The organism is Paenibacillus sp. JT22N1 (genome assembly GCF_059692155.1).
Map to the genome: position 1 here is coordinate 205,092 of NZ_JCAUAW010000015.1, position 18,930 is coordinate 224,021.

An 18,930-nucleotide genomic window follows, 5' to 3' on the forward strand; every position below is an offset into this window, starting at 1 on the left:
CTCGAAGATAGTTTGATTGATGAAAGGAAAAGAATCTATGAGTCATGGCAAAGCGAGGCTGCTGCTGCAGGTCGATAATCTTCAGAAGTCGGTGTCTTTTTATACAAGACAGCTTGGCTGGGAATTGGCGGAGGCAGCTCCGGAGGGTAATGCAGCATTGCTTCGCATTTGGTTGAATGATGAGGTTGTATTGATACAGAGAGGTCAGCTAACCAAGCAGGAGCATGAATTACAAGAGGCTTACCTAGCTCGTTGGTTGCAGTCTAAATCCTCTAGCCCGCAAGCGGGGGATCTCGTTTATATAGGGGTTAACTCCGTTAACGATGTGGAAAAAAGCTTGCAAGAAAAAGGATGGAATGAGCTGAGAAAAGAAGAAGAAAAGGGGCATATTCGTAAGGTTTTTGTTCCCGCTATTGATGGGTATACCTTCGTTTTCTGGGAGGAACTATTTGCTTCGGATGATGAAATAAGGAAGATGTACACTGATGGAATAGTTGAGTTGGAATGTGCCGTAGATGGCTTGTCTGATGAACGGCTCAATTTAACGGAAGCACCAGGTAAATGGTCGATTCGTGAACAAGTGCTGCACCTGATTGACTTGGAATTAGTCACGATTCACAAAGTGAAATTTGCACTAGCTGAGCCGGGGCGTACCTACCAAGGAAATCGTTTTTCACAGGATGATTGGAGTGTTAGTCTTCATTATGCGGCGAGACCAATTACATACGAAGTGCAGATGTTTCGTAGTTTGAGACAGCATATCCTTGGATTATGTGAACATCTCCCCGGTGCGCTTGAACGGACAGTTATAACTACAAATAATCGCGAAGAGTCGGTTGCTAGATTGCTCAAAATGATGGCAGGACATGCTAGGCATCATGTACGGGCTGTGGAGCGTATTCGTGAACTTCATGGCTGTTAATTACAGTTACGACATTCTATATAAAAAAACGAGCTGACTTTGCTGCCTTACCTCTTTGAAATTATGAAAGAGGTGAGGTTACTCTATTTTTCGGATGAGGCTTAAATGACATATATGGTATATACTATATGACAAATCATTAGAGATGAATAGAGTATCTGAATTCTTTTTATCATACGAGGTTTGAACAGAAATGGTTTGGAAATGCTTAGGGCTATATGCTATATTTGATATGAGATCTTTATAACCATATATGAGAGTAATCTTGGAGGCTTGTAGTAGGATGAGCACAGACAGGGAACCGCTATATATTCAGATTCAAAACCATTTTAAAGAACTGATCAGCTCTAGAAAATTGCAAGAAGACGATAAGATTCCGACCGAGAAGGAAATTCTCGAACAGTTTAATGTTAGCCGGATCACGGTGGCTAATGCATTGAATGAGCTTGCTCGTGAAGGTTGGATTTACCGCATTCCGGGTCGGGGGACCTTTGTTAAGGGTATCCCAGAAACTTATATTCCTACTGCGAAGACAGTTGCCGTTCAAACGCCGTCCGTTAATCACTCGGAACGTCCGAAGATCGGGCTTGTCTTTCCATTCGTTGACGATTTTTTTGCTATCCGGCTGATCCGGGGCATTACTTCCGTTCTTGAGAATAGCGGCTACGCGCTGCTAATGATGTTCTCTTTCAATTCAAAGGAGCGGGAAAAGGAAATTATTCGGGATTTGAAGGATAAAGTAGCTGGCTTGATCATTTTTCCAGTGGATGCTGAAGTCTATAATGAGGAAATCATTACACTTAAAATGACGGACTATCCTTTCGTCCTTATTGACCGATATTTGCCTGGCGTAGAGACGAACACGGTTTATTCCGACAGCGCTTTGGCAGCCAAATTGGCCGTGGATCACTTGTGGGGCCTCGGTCACCGCAACATCGCAATTTGTTCCGATTCGCCTCAACCTACTGTATCCGTAGAAGATCGGGTGAATGGCTACATCAGCGCACTCAGGGATAAAGGCGAGATGATCAACCCAGCGTTATTCTTGACGGACTTTGCATCCCCGCTCTCATCTGTTAATCCAGAACACCCTCTGTACCGGTTTATCAAGAACCGGATGGCAACTGCATACATTGCGCTGAACGGAAACCTAGGTGTACACATTTTGTCCATCGCCAAGCGTGAAGGGCTCCGCGTGCCGGAAGATTTGTCCATCGTGACCTTTGATAATCCGAGTCCGATGATGGATGAGCTAAGTCTGTTCACATATATCGACCAAAACGAGGGCGAAATAGGGGCTAGAGCTGGGGAGCTGATTATGGACGCTATAAAAGGAAATCGAACCCAACTTAAAAATAGCAGAGTAGTCTTGGAGCCGAGATTGGTTGTCAAACAGACGTCGGGTCCAGTACTTCCGCAAGAATAAGAGAACGAAAGAGACTGATCTCTGGCATTGCAGCCGAGGTCAGTTTTTTTGTTTGTATTTTTCTTATTAAAACATTGAAATAATTGATATATATGATATATTTATTAGTGTTATATAGTTATAAGCTAACCAAGGCGTATTACATTAAACATTATCTTCATACATAATGATCAAAGGACGGTGCAGCATATATGCCATACACCCCAATAAAGTTGGAAACCCTTAAGCAAACACTAAATCGAATCGAAAATCATATCTACGTGCAGGTAGCGCCCTTGTCAGCTGTCGCATATGTAACGAAGGAGCCCGTATCCTTCGAGCAAAGAATGTCGGGACAATGCCTTGAAGTTCGCTCGGGAGAGAAGTGGGGAGAGCTGTGGGATTGCGCCTGGTTTCATTTCCAGGGTCAAGTGCCCCGAGAGGCTGCGGGAAGCAAGGTCGTGCTCCTGATCGATGTCAACGGAGAGCTATGCCTTGTCGATGAGGAAGGGACACCGACGCAAGGGCTCACAAACGTGAACTCGGAGTTTGACTTAACGCTTGGTTTGCCTGGCAAACGCGTCGTGCAGGTCGTATCTACCTCAACGGGGGTAGAAGTTATCGATCTCTGGGCTGACGCTGGCAATAACGATTTGTTTGGGCGTTACCAAAGCGGAACGCTGAAAGAGGCTCAAATAGCCATCTGCAGTGAGGAAACGAGACAGCTATTTTACGATTATGAGGTGCTGCTCGATCTGGCCAAGCATCTAGAGGATCAATCTGCAAGAAGAGCGCGTATCCTTCAGGCCCTTTATGACGTTCATCTATTGCTCAGAGATATGTCGGATGAGAACGTGGCGCAGGCTAGACGTATTCTGGCTCCGTCATTAAGCAAGCAGGGCGGGGATCCAACACTGACGGCTACCGCAATTGGACATGCGCATATCGATCTGGCGTGGCTGTGGCCTATTCGTGAGACTTACCGCAAAGGGGCTCGGACTTTTGCCACTGCACTGCGGATGATGGAGCAATATCCCGATTATGTATTCGGAGCCAGTCAGCCTCAATTATACGAGTGGATCAAGCAGCAGCATCCCAAATTATATGCTGAGGTTAAGCAGCGCATTGCAGAAGGGCGCTGGGAGGTACAAGGAGCCATGTGGGTGGAACCGGATTCCAATCTTGCGGGAGGAGAAGCGCTTGTAAGGCAAATCCTCTACGGGAAACGTTTTTTCCAGGAGGAATTCGGTCAAGATATGAAGATGCTGTGGGTTCCCGACATCTTTGGTTATTCGGCTAGCTTGCCGCAGCTTCTGCGGAAGTCTGGAGTCGAGTATGTCATGACGCAGAAGCTGTCGTGGAACGTCCATAATGATCATCCGCATCATACGTTTTTCTGGGAAGGGCTGGACGGAAGCCGCGTGTTGACGCATTTGCCGCCAGAGGATACCTACAATGGCCCAGCGTTACCTAGGTCGATTCTTAAGGCCGAAAGGGATTACTTGGATAAAAACGTATCTGACCATTGCCTTGTCGTGTTCGGAATCGGAGATGGCGGCGGCGGACCAGGAGAAGAGCACCTGGAGCGCCTTCAGCGCGAGCAGAATCTCCAAGGGCTTATCCCGGTGAAACAAGAGCCTGCCCTGAACTTTTTCGAGAAGCTGGCTATGAATAAAGAGAAATATAAGACATGGAAAGGTGAGCTCTACCTAGAGAAGCACCAAGGGACGTTCACCAGCCAAGCTCGCAATAAACGATATAACCGGAAGATTGAGAAGGCGCTGAGGGAGCTGGAATTCGCTGCTTCGCTCCATTTCGTATACGGTAACGAATATCCGTCCGAGGAGCTTGAAACGATCTGGAAGGAAGTACTGTTGTACCAATTCCACGATATTTTGCCCGGTTCTTCTATTAAGCGTGTATTCGACGAATCCCTTGAGCGATACGAAATATTACTAGCTAGAGTAACGGAGCTAACTGATCAAATGTACCGCGGCTTTGCATCCTCCATAGGGACGCAGGGAGCAGTACGTCCGATGGTCATCTTTAACTCCCTTCCATGGGAACGCCGCGAATGGATGCAGCTAGATAATCAATGGATACAGGTCACGACTCCTGCTATGGGCTATCAGGTTATAGATTCGGCAGCGTTATGTCCTGTCTCCTCATTCGAAGTAACGGCCGTGAGCGATACACTCGAGAACGAGTTGATCAAGATAACATTCGGATCGGATGGAAGCATTTTATCGATCTTCGATAAAGAGTTGGTAAGAGAGGTAATCGCTGCCGGTGAATCGGCTAACGTGTTATCCATTTATCACGATGACGGCGACGCTTGGGATTTCCCTGAAGATTATGCGGGAACGAAGCCTGCGCAGATGAAGCTCATGCAATCGAAGGCTTACGTCATTGGACCTAATGCAGTGGTTGAGCAGGAGTATCACTACGGCAAGTCGGTGCTAACGCAAAAAATCAGTCTGACGGTGGGCAGCAAACGCATCAATTTTGAAACGGATGTCGACTGGCAGGAAGACAGCAAAATGCTTCGTGCGTCTTTCCCGGTCAACGTGTATGCCGATCAAGTGAATTGCGAAATTCAATTCGGTCATCTCAAAAGACAGACTCACCGAAATACGTTGTGGGATTACGCGAAGGACGAAATATGCGCTCATCAATGGATCGATCTTTCCCAACCGGACTTCGGTGTCGCTCTCTTGAACGATTGCAAGTATGGTTATAGTGTTAAAGGCAACGTTATGGATATTAACTTGCTTCGAAGTCCATCATACCCGGATCCAACTTGCGACAGGGCGCGCCATCAGTTCGTATACGCCATATTGCCGCATGAAGGGGATTACATCAAGGCAGAAGTCTTCAAGCAGGGCTATGAATTAAATGCTCCAATTTCCGCGGTCATGGCGAGTGCAGAAGAAGGCGGACTGCCGAAGAAGTATTCCGGATTTGAGATTGAAGGCGCCAAGGTCATGATTGAAGCGGTGAAAAAGGCGGAGGACGAAGACGCGCTCGTGGTTCGCCTTTACGAAACTTCGGGAGCGAATGGCGATATCAAGCTTTCGGTTCATCTTCCTCACCGAGAAGCAGTGCTAGCAGATTTGATGGAAAACCCATTGGAGCCGCTGAGCGGCGATGAAGGCCACTACCTGCTTTCTTTTACACCGTTCGAGATTAAAACCGTACTCATCCGCTTGTTACATTAAATGCCAACTTAGGCCTTCCTAGTGTATTAATACCAAAGAGCCCGATAACCGCGTTTCATTAGAAACGAGATTACCGGGTTCTTTGTGTTGGTCCCTCTTTCGACGGAGGAGGGGAGTTACTTACTTCTTATGTTCCGCTTCGTACTCAATGGCGAATTCCTCCAGAGACTTCACCTTACCATGTGGATGCTGAGCTTGTTTGCGGCTTTTCCATGCTGCTTCATCGCGGCGTTTCGAGTGGCTCATAGCTAAAAACCTCCTATGGTATGCGGATGGGTGCTGCACTAATAAAATGCGATGGTTGAGCGTATTTTATGCACCCGATGCAAACTCTTTCCAAGAAAAAAGCTCCACAAGACCAGCGAAGGTCCTGTGGAGCTTTTTGAACGATCTATTCCGTAGCAACGGATTGGTCAGCTTGCATGTTGACCGGGGAGATACGGATGAAGTTAGCTTCAAGATTGCTTAGCAAACCTTCGATTTTTGCTGCTGCATCGGATTGACCGGATTTAGCAAGCTCAGCGTGGTAAGCTGTGAGCAATTCAGTAAGATCTTTTTTGCTTTGTACGCCAATGGTCTCAAGTTTAACTTTCGCGCCTTTGGCAATACGACGTTCGATTGCTGCTTGATCTAGACCCATTTCTGGCACGAGGCGTTGGTAGATCACGCCACCTGTCATACCTGCGCAAATCCATGGACCTGGATCGCCCATAACAACGGCACGGCCATTTGTCATGTACTCGAACGCGAAGCCTTTGAGGTTCGCACGAGCGGCAAGTCCGCCAAGCTCATCACGAAGAGGAGTTGTAATCTCTCCACCGAATACAACGTCTGCACCAGAGAAACGGATACAAGCACGTGTATCTGCACTGCCTTGAATCAAGAACAAACCTTTTTGCGCGCCGTAACCGAAGGATTTACCAACGCTACCGTTGATGAAGGTGTTGTTTTTGCCAAGTGATTTAACAATTGCAACTTTACCACCGAAGGCCATTTTACCAAGACCATCCTCAGCACCGCCGTGAACAGTAATGTCTACGCCACGAGCATTGAATGCGGCCAAACCGTTTCCTGGTACGGAACCATCGATCAAGTTCAGCGCGACTGTAGGTAATTCATCGTAGCTGCCGTCGAAGCGATCTCTTACGCGATGGCTGGAATAACGAGCTCCGAGAATACGGGACTCAGCATCCACTTTGGACCAGTTGCGCACGATTGGAGCATCCGTAGCCAGGGATTCTGGGAAGAATTCTAGACCTTCTGCACCTGCAGCGATACGGATATCGGATGATACGGCCACTTCTTCCATTGCTCTTTCAGCATCAGAGATGAACTGAAGTGGAGCCGGACGAAGGATGTCGGACAAGTCAATACGATCTACGTGGCTGATTTGTTCCAATAGATCAGAACGGCCAACGAGTTCTTGTAAGCTGTTGAAACCAAGGGATGCAACAACTTCACGTACTTCTTCACCAATACCACCAAACAAACGAACCAAGCTGTCTACAGCTACGTCAAATTGACGAGGTACGAAACGGCGAAGACCTTTTTCTTCCGCTTCTTCCATGGAATCGATTTGTGTAGCAATACCAACGTGACAAGTATCTAAATGACAGCCGCGACAAGTTGTACAGCCGATCGATTGCATTGCGATACTACCGAAACCTGCACGGTTCGCACCGAGCATAACCATTTTAACAACGTCAGCGCCTGATTTCAGACCGCCATCGGACCACAGCTCAACGCGGTGACGAAGACCAGCTTCAATCAAAGCAACGTGAGCAAGCTTCGTACCGATCTCCGTTGGAAGACCGACATGGGTCAAGGAGTGAATACGAGCCGCACCTGTACCGCCGTCAAAACCGGAAAGCGTAATAACGTCAGCGCCTGCTTTCGCTACACCAACCGCAATCGTACCGATACCTGGTACAACCGGGATTTTAACGATAATTTTCGCTTTACGACCGCTACCTTCTTTAAGCTCGGAAATGATTTGCGCCAAATCCTCGATCGAGTAGATGTCATGGTTGTTAGAAGGAGAGATCAGGTCAGAACCAATCGTTGCGTTACGAGCAGCAGCGATTTTCGCTGTTACTTTGGAACCTGGCAAGTGACCGCCTTCACCCGGCTTTGCCCCTTGACCGATTTTGATCTCAAGGAAAGCAACTGCGTTAGCTAGTTCTACGTTAACACCGAAACGTCCGGATGCGACTTGCGCACCGCGCGTTTTTTTGTAACGGCCGAGCATATCTTTAATTTCTCCGCCCTCGCCGTTCATGGTAACCATGTTCAGGCGTTCGCCGGCTTCAGCGTAGGCACGGAAAGCTGTTTCATTTTGTGAACCAAATGACATCGAAGAAATCAGCATCGGCAAGGAATGACCGCCAATGGAGATATCAACTTTTGACGGATCGAGTGCCTTACGGCCTTCGCTCAGTGCTTTGTCAATGTTGAATCCAGCAATGTGACGAATGGAAATCGGGTTCTTCTTCTCTTCTTCACGCAGTTTGTCGCGGTAGTCGCTATAAGGAGCAGCGCCTGAAGCGGCGTCGCCTAATGCTTTCCACATACGTTGGAAGAAACGGAAGTTTTTCGCTGCTTTTGCTTTTGGATTTGTATAGTCTGTATAACGTAATTCGGCATCAGCTTCGAGCTGGGCAAAGCCAGTTCCTGCTTTTTCGCTGCCGAGGTAGTTCACGATATCTAATACTTCAGCAACCTCCGGATGGAAGCCGATGGAGGAGAAGAAACGTGTATACCCGCGAAGCTCATGAGTACCGATCGTGGAAATAACTTTCTCAAGACCTTTAGTTAGTGCTGCATACACTTTACGTGCTGCTGCAGCATGGCCTTCTTTATCAGAAGCCGTTGAGAACAACAGGTATGGTGAGATTACGTCTGCGCCAAGACCGCAAGCTACAGCGATATCATGCAAGCTGCGAATTGCAGCGGAACGCAGGATCAAAGTAACATGGCGGCGCAGGTTGTCGCCGAAACCGAGCTTCTCCGCACGAAGTGCGATATCGATTTTGGAAACGGCAAGATGCGGTTCAAGCCACAAACGGTCATTTTGATGAGCTTCTGCATCGTCAAGAACGATCAGTGCAGCACCATTGCGGGCAGCAGCGATAGCGGCAGCAGCTAGAGCGTCCAAGCCATCACTCAGAGAAGTTCCACGAGCGAAAGTACTGGAAAGCACGGCTACAGCATTATCTCCTTGTGCACGGAACAGGGCCAACAATTGCTCATAAGAAGGTTGTGACAGGTGCTCTTCGCTATCTACACCATTCGTACCTTCGAGTACAAGTGGAGCTAGAAGCTCAAGGCGCAGGTTGTTATCTACTTGTGCATAAACAGGAGTGCGAGTACCGGCAATGATGCGTGTGGAGAAATGCTCCATCTCACGGTCACGGTCAATCGCTGGATTCGTAACAACAGCTACGCTTTCTTTAATGAAGTCAGGCACGTTCTGGCGTTCCCAAGCAAGAGCAGCATGAGGTGAATCGTGACCCAGGGAGCGGATAGGTTCTGCACCTGTTTCAGACATCGTTTCGATGTGTTGAATACCGTCACGATCCCAACCGAATGCACTGTACAATTGGTCTGTCGCTACAATGTTCTCATTAAGCTCAGCTTGAGTATCTGTTTTGACAGGATTCAGATATTTGCGAAGTCCGCCAATATTCAGACGTTTGCTAGCACGCTCGTACACTAAAGTTTGCACTTCATGATAAGGAATAACTTGAACGTGTTCACCTGGTGTAAGCACAACGCCCACTTTTTCACCTGGTGCAATTGGTTTCGGATCAGCGACCATGTCACCAACCGTAATAACACCCTGCTCCGAGGAGAAGTACAAGGAAGTATCGCTCTCAACCATCCATACCGGACGAAGACCAAGCGCATCCACGCTGAAAATACATTCGTTGCCATAACGAGAAACGATACCAGCAGGACCTTGTGCAAAATGGCCCCATACTTGACGGTAGTACACATATAAATCTTGAAGTTCCGGACGGAACTGTTTCATTTCATTAATAATAGGAGGGAATACCATTTCCATCGCTTCGAAAAGGGACAATCCAAAACGGTGAATGAACGTTTCAATCGTTCTGTTCATGTCTTGGGAGTCAGAACCACCGCTAACAAGTGGAACACCAACCATGTCGGCCTCAATACGAAGTTTCTTAACCGTGTTAATTTCACCATTGTGCCCGAGTAGGGAGAACGGTTGAACGCGGAAGAAGCTGGACAATGTGTTCGTCGAATAACGGTTATGACCAATAGTAACTTGGGAAGCGAACAAGGAATCACGTGTATCGTTAAAGTATTTAGGAAGAATGCTAGCAGCGCCTAATACTTTGTAAGCAGATGTAACATTGCTTAGTGAAGCAACGTGAACGTTGTAACGATCTTCAATTGCGATGTGCAGTTCAAAAAGGTGATCGGCTACTTGGCCTTCCGTTTTGTTCGCAATCGCAGCAATTTGCCAGAAAGTAGGCTCATCGTTCATGCCGTTAGGACCTAAAACGCTGCTATCGACTTGATTCTCTTGCTCGAGAATGATGGATACATCATGGGAAGCGAAGAGCTCGCGAATGCCATTCTGGATTTCGGTAACGGTCAGGTCAAGCTTGCGTGGAACAAAGATATGTCCAACAGAAAAACGGTTGTCGTAGGCAAGCTTGCCGTCAAGACCCGCATCTGTTAATTTCTTTTCCCAAAGAGCACGTGGAATATCCGTTAAAATCCCGCAACCATCGCCTTCACCGTTGATAAAACCCGAACGATGCTCCATTTTTACAAGGGCTTCAATCGTTTTTTGGATGTTATCACGGGAAGGGTGACCGTTCTTTTCAATAATACAAATAATACCGCAGCTGTCGTGTTCGGTTCCTAGTAGATCTTGAAAACGGCCTTCATTACGCATCAATTCATTCATTGCTCTGGTCAGTCGCCTGACCGTCACCTCCCATACATATTTAAACTCCTCTTGCACTACGCTTCTTGCATTCTGGCATTGATGAGCCCGCAACCCTAGCATTTTCAAGGAATTACCCACAAAGGGGTCAAAACCGAAATATGCAAGAATGTGAATAAAAATGCAATATTATTGAATAGCATACCAATTTCAAGGAAATAATCCCCTCGAAATGAGGCTCTAATCGACCTGTATTAAAGTAAGGCATTCACACAAAAATCGGCAAAAAATTTGTAAATCATGCCCTAACTTTCTAGGAAAATACTATGAAAACAAGACATTTCGTGAAAAGGGTAAAAGTACTCTTAGAATAGCATGAAAAAGTTCATCCGACAATAGTTGCAGATCGAAATCATGAATGTAAGCGTTACCTTTTTTGCATACTGGTGAATAAAACCATATTTCTCATGGCTTGGGGTACCCTTAAAATACGAACGAACTACAATCCATATAGGATCATAGTTCGTTTTTGGGACATGTAGTGGTAGAAGATGGAGAAGTTTAAGCTTATGAAAGTTGCTGAGATTGTGAGAATGATGGCCACAGAACAAGGGCTAGGGCTAGAGCAAGGGTAACCCATAACCCGTAACAGTCATCACATAACACAAAACACATGACACATGACACATGACACATGACACATGACACATGACACATAACACATAACACATAACACATAACACATTACACAAAACACAAAACACAAAACACAAAACACATGAGAAGCAATTCTAGCGCATTTTCATGGTTTTGAAAGCTTGATCAACGGCATCTAGCGTCTGCGCGATGTCGTCATCAGTGTGGGCGATGGTCATGAACCACGCCTCGTATTTGGACGGAGCGAGGTTAATGCCTTGCTCCAGCATAAGTCGGAAGAAATCAGCGAAGCGTTCGCCATCGGTATCCTGTGCTTCGTCAAAGTTCGTGACTGGATGGTCACAGAAGTGGGTGGAGAAGGCGCCGCCGATGCGATTAAGCGTCAAGGCGATGCCATGCCTTGCGGCGGATTCTGCGATGCCGCCCGCAAGCGTTGCGCCAAGCTGCTCGAGTTTGGCGTAGACTCCAGCCTGCTGGAGCACCTCCAAGCAGGCGATGCCGGCCGAGATGGAGGCGGGATTCCCCGCCATCGTGCCGGCTTGATAAGCAGGTCCGAGCGGAGCGACCTGCTCCATCACGGCCTTGCGGCCCCCGTAGGCACCGATCGGCAGCCCGCCGCCGATCACTTTGCCGAGGGCCGTAAGGTCCGGCTCCACGGCGGCGAAGCGCGCCGCCGCCTCGGAAGTGCCGCCCTCCACGAGTGGGAGGCCGGGGTAGGTCTGTGCCGCTCCATAATGGAAGCGGAAAGCTGTGATGACCTCGTCGTAGATGACGAGGGCACCATATCTATGAGCAGCTTCGCAGAGCTGCTCGAGGTAACCGGCATGGGGCATGACCATGCCGAAGTTGCCGACGATGGGCTCCACCATCACCGCGGCAATTTCTTCACCCCAACGCGCAAGCGCGGCCTCGAGTGCCGGAATGTCGTTGAACGGCACCGTAATGACCTCTTGCGCGATGCTCGCAGGCACGCCCGCGCTGTCTGGCGTGCCTAGCGTGGACGGCCCGGAGCCGGCCGCCACAAGCACTAGATCCGAGTGGCCGTGGTAGCACCCGGCGAACTTAATGATCTTGGTGCGCTTCGTGAAGGCGCGCGCCACGCGAATTGTCGTCATCACGGCCTCTGTGCCGGAGTTGACGAAGCGCACTTTGTCGAGCGAAGGAATCGCCGACTTCAGCATCTTGGCGAACTCGATCTCGAGTTCGGTTGGGGTGCCGTACAGCGTGCCGTTCTGTGCGGCGCGGCAAATCGCCTCGGTCACATGCGGATGCGCGTGACCGGTAATGATAGGGCCATAGGCGGCGAGATAGTCAATGAAGCGATTCCCGTCTACATCCCAGAAGTGTGCGCCTTGCCCACGCTTCATGAAGACGGGCGCGCCGCCGCCGACGGCTTTGAATGAGCGGGAAGGGCTGTTGACCCCGCCGACGATATGTTTCAGTGCTTCTTGATATAACAGCTCGGATTGTTTACGTTCCATTAGAAAATCATTCCTTTACGTAATGTAGTCGTTGTTTAGTATCTTACTTAAGTAGTCGTATAATCTCTTATTTATGTAGTCGTTTAGCATCTTACAAAAAGCCCCTACTTGAAGGGCGCTAAGCCCTCTAGCCAAGTAGAGGCAAGTATGATTTCATTTTTGTTTAACTTACTTAGTCGACGTCTTCACCGCAGACTTCGGTGTAGGTGAAGGCGATGGCTTCGTAGGACCAGCATCAGCCTCAGCCTTCCCTGCAAAAAGGTCCTTCACATAAAGCTGCAGCTTCTCTTTGTTCGCCGTAATGACAGCTGCGCCGCGGACATTTTTCTCGATCAGCAGTTCAGTTGGCGGCAATTGGGAGCTGACGATTCCGTCAGCTTTAGCCTCGAAACCAAGACCACCTAGCTTCAGCATATCCGTCACACTGAGGTTCGTATCGATATAAGGATCGATGGCATTTAGAATTCTTGGCAGCTTAATTAATGAAGAAGTTGTTTGCATTTTTTGTGCGACCGCAGTTAGGAACTTTCTTTGACGTTCTGTACGCGAGAAGTCAGACAAAGCGTCGTGTCGAAAGCGTACATACTGCAAAGCCGTTTTGCCATCGAGATGTTGAAGGCCTTTTTTCAAATTAATATCATACACATGATCATCTTCCGAGTCCGAATATTTCATATCTTTCTCGACGTCAATATCTATCCCGCCAACGGCATCAATAAGTGCAATGAATCCTTTAAAGTCTGTATAAACATAGTACTGAATAGGGATGCCGAGCAAATCGCTGACCGTTTTCATCGCTAGATTCGGACCACCTGATGTAATGGCTGTGTTGATACGATCTTCGCCTTCGCCTGGAATCTTCACATATGTATCTCGAAGGATAGAGAATAGGTGAGCCTTTTTGGTTACGGGATCAATCGAAGCTAGCATTATACTGTCTGAGCGGGGCAGCTCATTCTTCGTCATCCCACGCGAATCTCCACCTAGAAGCAAGATGTTCACTCGCTGTTTGCCCTCCCATTTTGGTGGAGTAAATTTATCCCCTTTATCTTTAATATTCTGGGAAATCATGGTGCCACTGCCTTGTGGATTGTCCGATTTATGGGAGATATTGTTCGCAAAATTATAGAAAGAGTAAGAATAATAACCAGCTACCACCATAAGCAGCAAGCCGATCAGGAGCAAGGTTCGTTTTATGATTCTCAAGGTTCAGCGCTCCTTTCGTAGGTAAAGGTAATCTGTACTTTTTTTTCTTACAGAATTCATGTATCATGAGTGTGTTGTACATTTCATCTTTATGATCCATATTATAGAGGTTATGAAACTTCGATAGCAAGTTACGGCGAATTTTGCCATTATATGTAGCCGAGTCTACAAGGACAGGAGGTAAGTTCATGTTAGCGATTGATGTTCAAGATCTGCGCAAGGAATTTCAAGTTCAGCAGAGCCGCGGGGGTTTAAAAGGCGCGTTTCAAGATTTATTTCAGAGAGAATATAAGCAAATTACAGCTGTGAAAGACATTAGCTTTCAAATTCCAAAAGGCGAAATTTGTGGATATATAGGAGAAAATGGAGCTGGCAAGTCTACTACCATCAAAATGCTGACAGGTATCCTAGTACCTACATCAGGACATATCAAGGTCAATGGTTTCGTTCCATTTAAAGAGCGTGAGAAATTCGTCGCCGGGATCGGTGTTGTTTTCGGTCAACGCAGTCAGCTCTGGTGGGATATCGGTGTCGTCGAATCTTTTCAACTATTGAAAAAGGTGTATCGCGTATCAGAAGCCGATTACAAAAAGCGTCTCGACGAGCTCGTTGATCGTCTGCAATTATCCGATTTGTTATCACGTCCCGTTCGTAAGCTAAGTCTAGGTCAGCGGATGCGCTGTGAGTTAGCCGCTTCCCTTATTCATAATCCAGCGATTCTGTTCCTCGATGAACCGACCATTGGTCTAGATATCGTAGTGAAAACAGAAATTCGCGAATTTCTCAAATCGCTTAATCAGCGTTACGAAACGACGATCTTGCTTACAACGCATGACCTGCAGGATATTGAAGCATTGTGTTCTCGTGTTATCATGCTCGATGATGGCCGTATTATTTATGATGGCGGACTTGAAGAGCTGAAGGTGAAATGGGGCAAAGGCAAAGAAGTCGTGCTGCAATTTGAGCATCCTACCACATTGGCTCGTCTTCAAGAGCTTACGCGAGGCCTAGATGTTGCTTGGCAGCTTGAAAATGAACTGTCCGCCAAAGTGTTCATACCGCACGAACGCGCGAATGTTTCTGAGGTGCTTAGCCGCGTAGTCGGCGTTTTGCAAATCCAAGATATCAAAATCAATGAAACGAATACGGATGATATCGTCCGTGAAATTTATAAAGCCGGCTCAGCCGATGTGAAACGTCAAGAAGAAGTGCCGCAGCCAGAGGGAGTCGCGTCCCATGCTTAGTGCATATTTAGAAGTTATCCGCATGCGATTTCTCATGATGCTCGCTTACCGTGTTAATTACTACAGCGGCATTTTGATTTATGCACTCAATATTGGTTCCTATTATTTTGTATATAAAGCGATTTATGGTGAGCAAGCTATAATTGGAGGTCTGACGTTAGGTCAGATGACGACTTATGTGGCCATTTCTTGGATGGGGCGCGCTTTTTACTTCAATAACTTAGATCGTGAAATTGCCAGTGAAATTCGTGACGGCAGTGTAGCCATCCAATTCATTCGTCCTTATAACTACGTTTTTGTGAAAATGATGCAAGGATTGGGAGAAGGCGTATTCCGTTTACTTCTCTTCACAACTCCGGGAATGATCTTCATATGGCTTCTCTTGCCGATTGAGTTCCCAACCGATCCAAGCCTGTGGGTTATCTACTTCGTGATGCTGTTTTTCAGCTTTCTGATTAACACGCAGCTTAATATTATTACGGGATTATTTGCTTTTTTCTTGGAAAATAACGAAGGTCTTATGCGCATGAAGCGCGTTGCCGTCGATCTGTTCTCCGGTTTAATTATTCCGATCTCCTTTTTCCCAGGATGGTCCAAATCGGTCTTAGAGTGGCTGCCTTTTCAAGCGATTACTTACTTGCCGAGCGCTGTTTTCACAGGCAAAATCTCAGGCACCGCGATATTCCAAAGCCTTGGCGTCCAAGTACTGTGGTTCCTACTCTTAATTATTCCGATCTATGTCCTGTGGATTAAATCCAAAACGCGTCTTTTCGTACAGGGGGGTTAGCACATGAAGTTCTATATCTCCCTAGTTGTGGAATATTTGAAGAATTACATGAAAACGCGTCTCACCTACCGATCCGATTTCTGGATTGAGGTTCTTTCTGACTTGATGTTCAATGGTTTGAATCTATTCTTCATTCTCGTCGTATTTCTGCAAACACAGTCGCTTGGCGGCTGGAATCAAGAACAAATTTTGTTCATTTACGGTTATTTTATGATTCCATACGGCATATTCATCACTTTTTTTAACTTATGGGGCTTCAGTGAACGTTATATTGTCAAAGGGGAGATGGACCGCATCCTGACGCGTCCCGCATACAATCTATGGCAATTGATGCTCGAAAACCTGAGTCCATCTTCATTATTTAGCGCATTAGCAGGTCTGATTGTCATGATCTATTCCTGGGTTCAGCTCGGGATTCCGTTTCATTGGCATGATCCGCTGGTCTTTATCGTACTGGTCATTGGATCGATTCTCATTTATGCAGGAGTATACATCTCACTGACGTCGCTGGCCTTTTTCTCCGATGCGCCGACAGGTATTCTGCCGTTGATTTGGAACATCCAAAACTATGGACGATATCCGGCTACGATTTACAATAAATTGCTCCGAACGATTTTGACGTGGATTTTGCCTTTTGCATTCGTCGGCTTCTATCCGGCTGCCTATTTCATCGATCCAGAGAATTGGAAGTGGTTCGCCTTGCTGACACCGGTTGTTGGGATTGGTTTCAGTATCTTGGGAATTACGGTTTGGAATATTGGCGTGAAACGGTACCGCGGCGCGGGATCATAAAAATAAAATGAAAAGCCTAGTTCTTGCTAAAAAAGCAGGAACTGGGCTTTTCTTTTCATACAGCATCATGACTATTTGTTTCGCTTAGGTGCTTTCTTCGCCTTGGAACAGGTCAAGCAGTAACACCTGCCATAGGCTTTGGCATAAGTGATAATTTTACGGATGATCGCTTTATCTTCGAGCTTAGTGAAAGGGCAAGGGTCAGGTCGTGTATTCACTTCCAAGATCCAGGGATTCAGTTTGCGGTCGACTGCGATATCGAGTCCGAGTTCATTCATGGCTGGATAGGAGCGGCTGAATTGAACAGCTGTTAGCTTTGCTAGTTGCTCCATCTTTTGCAAAAGCAAAGTCGTGGCTTGGCTTCCGTGCTTAGGTTCAATGAGATCAGCGGCTTTGTAAATGGTGCCGCCTTGGCTGCCGTTGGTAACGGCTTTGCGTGGATGAGCGACACGCCCAGCTGTTCCTGTACATTCCCACCCACCGGATGGTTTTTTTTGAATCATGACACGAAAATCGAAGGGGTTTCCTTCGTGCTTCAAGACGTGAATGCCTTTCTGAATGAGATAACGTTTGCTGCCGCAGCGACTCTGTATGGATTGGAACAGCTTCTCAAACGTTGCAAAGGTGAATATTCGTACCCCGCTTTGATAGCGGTAAATCCCGCCATTTTTATCAACTCGCATCACGCCTATACCTAGAGAGCCAGCATCGGGTTTGACATATAGCATTCCGTACCTCTCGAGCATATCTGATAACCGTTTTTGAGTAAAAGGGTGAGTGGGTGGCACGTGTTTTTGCAAATTCTTACTTCTAAGTACAATTCGAGTTTTTATCAGCTTGCTTGCAATAATTTTGCGGGTTTTGTTCATGGATACGATCCTCTTCTCTATAGAGAAAATAGAATTTCTTTAACATATGAATTGGATTACATATAGGTGTAAATGCCAGACCAGGTTTTGTTACAACTAAATCAGGGATAAAGAACTAAGGGCGGGCAAAACGCATAAGATGTAGTTAGCAGTGTCATGGATTATCGGTTGTTTATCTTGGAAAAGCGGAGAGGAGGAACAGTCCTTCCATGCACATTATGGAAACGATACAAGGGATGAAACGGCAATTTTCTTGGTATCCACAAGGGAACGGGCTTGAGCAGTCGGATGAAGAATGGCAGAGTGCTTTGACTGCGCTCCCCTTAATGTCAGCAGCTACTCTTGAAACGTTTTACTACACGGAAAATAACCCTTTTCTGCAGCGCGCTGATTTGAATCGGTATCAGACATCAGGTACGAGTTCCAAACGGCGAAAAACAATTTTTTACTCAAAATCGGATGAAGAGGCTTACCTGCGCATTAAGCTGGATATTTTCCGTAAGATTCTTGATGGACACAAGTATCGGACCGCGATGGCGGATATGGGTACTGGACACGCGGAGGCGACGGCTGTAGAGGTGTTCCGTGAGCTGGGTATGGAGGTTGATTCTTTATCTTTCCAGCTTCCTATCAAGAAGCATATTGAAAGACTGGCGAGCTTTAGGCCAGAAGTGCTGTATACAATGCCGTCCATTCTAGATCGCATTCTGCTGGCCTCTGTTGACCCTGCTGCATATGGGATTCGGCATGTTATTTTGGTTGGGGAAATTGCTGCGCCAGGCTGGGTCAAGCGGGTAGCTGAGAGGCTCCGCATCTCTGTGGAACAAATATCAGATACGTATGGCTCTATTGAGATCGGGACTATTGCTTACTTTTCCCACGAACATGGGAGGTATCTGTTGGCGGATGGACTCTTGGCCGAGGGGAACAGCGCGGAGTCGCTCGGAGAAGGTTTGGAGCCTCTGGGGGATGAGCAAGAGCAGGTGCTTATACTGACATCAACAGTGAGAGACTCGTTTCCTGCATTGCGTTACGTTACTTACGATGTTGTTCGTGATTTGCGTCCTATTATGGTGGATGGTGTTCCTAGACAAAGTTTTCAAAGTATAGTGAAGCGAATAGGGCCTGATTTGAAGCATGGAGAGAAAATAAGTATCTACGACATTGAAGATGTCGTTTATAGCCACCTAGATGAAGCCAGTGTTCGTGTTAATGTGGCAGGCAATTCATTACTTGTATATGTATACAGTCCAAGTGCAACAACAACGGTTCTGGAAAGTATTCAGTTTGATGTGGAAAATCGCATTCCAGAAATCGGCATGATGATTCGAGCCCGGATATTAGAGGGAATTCAGGTTATCGGAGGTACCTTTGAAGATTCGCTAAGCCGCGCCTCCGTGAAGAATAAAAAAATCTTTTATACGTGAT

The 18,930-nt window shown here is 47.0% G+C and carries 12 protein-coding genes; 7 read left to right on the top strand and 5 right to left on the bottom strand.

Features of this window, described 5'->3' with window-relative positions; genetic code table 11:
• Window positions 1-37 precede the first annotated feature (37 nt).
• From AC58UU_RS27280 to AC58UU_RS27290, 3 genes are all read left to right on the top strand, one after another.
• Entirely contained in the window at window positions 38-922 is an 885-nt protein-coding gene (locus AC58UU_RS27280) for a VOC family protein (RefSeq protein WP_497320341.1), read from the top strand.
• Between the two features lie 283 nt (window positions 923-1,205).
• Window positions 1,206-2,348, top strand: coding sequence for a GntR family transcriptional regulator (locus tag AC58UU_RS27285; RefSeq protein ID WP_497320343.1), 1,143 nt, complete (start codon window positions 1,206-1,208; stop codon window positions 2,346-2,348).
• Window positions 2,349-2,560: 212 nt separating this feature from the next.
• Window positions 2,561-5,545 (top strand): alpha-mannosidase, encoded by a 2,985-nt coding sequence (locus AC58UU_RS27290; RefSeq protein ID WP_497320344.1) that lies wholly within the window; start codon window positions 2,561-2,563, stop codon window positions 5,543-5,545.
• A gap of 120 nt (window positions 5,546-5,665) precedes the next feature.
• Here AC58UU_RS27290 and AC58UU_RS27295 read toward each other — a convergent pair whose 3' ends face one another.
• The 4 genes from AC58UU_RS27295 to AC58UU_RS27310 form a co-directional block, all read right to left on the bottom strand.
• Window positions 5,666-5,791, bottom strand: a complete 126-nt coding sequence (locus AC58UU_RS27295; RefSeq protein ID WP_246321359.1) for a DUF6254 family protein — start codon at window positions 5,789-5,791, stop codon at window positions 5,666-5,668.
• A gap of 145 nt (window positions 5,792-5,936) precedes the next feature.
• Complete coding sequence (locus AC58UU_RS27300; protein ID WP_497320346.1) at window positions 5,937-10,487, bottom strand: glutamate synthase-related protein; 4,551 nt, start codon at window positions 10,485-10,487, stop codon at window positions 5,937-5,939.
• Window positions 10,488-11,257: 770 nt separating this feature from the next.
• Complete coding sequence (locus AC58UU_RS27305) at window positions 11,258-12,604, bottom strand: glutamate-1-semialdehyde 2,1-aminomutase (RefSeq protein WP_497320347.1); 1,347 nt, start codon at window positions 12,602-12,604, stop codon at window positions 11,258-11,260.
• Window positions 12,605-12,772: 168 nt separating this feature from the next.
• Window positions 12,773-13,765, bottom strand: coding sequence for an LCP family protein (locus AC58UU_RS27310; protein ID WP_497320383.1), 993 nt, complete (start codon window positions 13,763-13,765; stop codon window positions 12,773-12,775).
• 233 nt (window positions 13,766-13,998) lie between these two features.
• Here AC58UU_RS27310 and AC58UU_RS27315 point away from each other — a divergent pair, with 233 nt between their 5' ends.
• Genes AC58UU_RS27315 through AC58UU_RS27325 form a run of 3 tightly spaced genes read left to right on the top strand, consistent with a single transcriptional unit; the run spans window position 13,999 to window position 16,633 of the window.
• Entirely contained in the window at window positions 13,999-15,054 is a 1,056-nt protein-coding gene (locus AC58UU_RS27315) for an ABC transporter ATP-binding protein (RefSeq protein ID WP_171641283.1), read from the top strand.
• Window positions 15,047-15,841, top strand: a complete 795-nt coding sequence (locus AC58UU_RS27320; RefSeq protein WP_497320349.1) for an ABC transporter permease — start codon at window positions 15,047-15,049, stop codon at window positions 15,839-15,841. Before AC58UU_RS27315 ends, AC58UU_RS27320 begins: the two co-directional genes overlap by 8 nt.
• Window positions 15,842-15,844: 3 nt before the next feature.
• Window positions 15,845-16,633 carry an ABC transporter permease gene (locus AC58UU_RS27325; RefSeq protein WP_497320350.1) on the top strand — a complete coding sequence of 263 codons (789 nt, stop codon included), beginning with the start codon at window positions 15,845-15,847 and terminating at the stop codon, window positions 16,631-16,633.
• A 71-nt stretch (window positions 16,634-16,704) separates the two neighbouring features.
• Here AC58UU_RS27325 and AC58UU_RS27330 read toward each other — a convergent pair whose 3' ends face one another.
• Window positions 16,705-17,502, bottom strand: coding sequence for a YheC/YheD family protein (locus AC58UU_RS27330; RefSeq protein WP_497320352.1), 798 nt, complete (start codon window positions 17,500-17,502; stop codon window positions 16,705-16,707).
• A 209-nt stretch (window positions 17,503-17,711) separates the two neighbouring features.
• Between AC58UU_RS27330 and AC58UU_RS27335 the strand changes: the two genes are divergently transcribed.
• Window positions 17,712-18,929, top strand: a complete 1,218-nt coding sequence (locus AC58UU_RS27335) for a phenylacetate--CoA ligase family protein (RefSeq protein ID WP_497320353.1) — start codon at window positions 17,712-17,714, stop codon at window positions 18,927-18,929.
• Window position 18,930 lies beyond the last annotated feature (1 nt).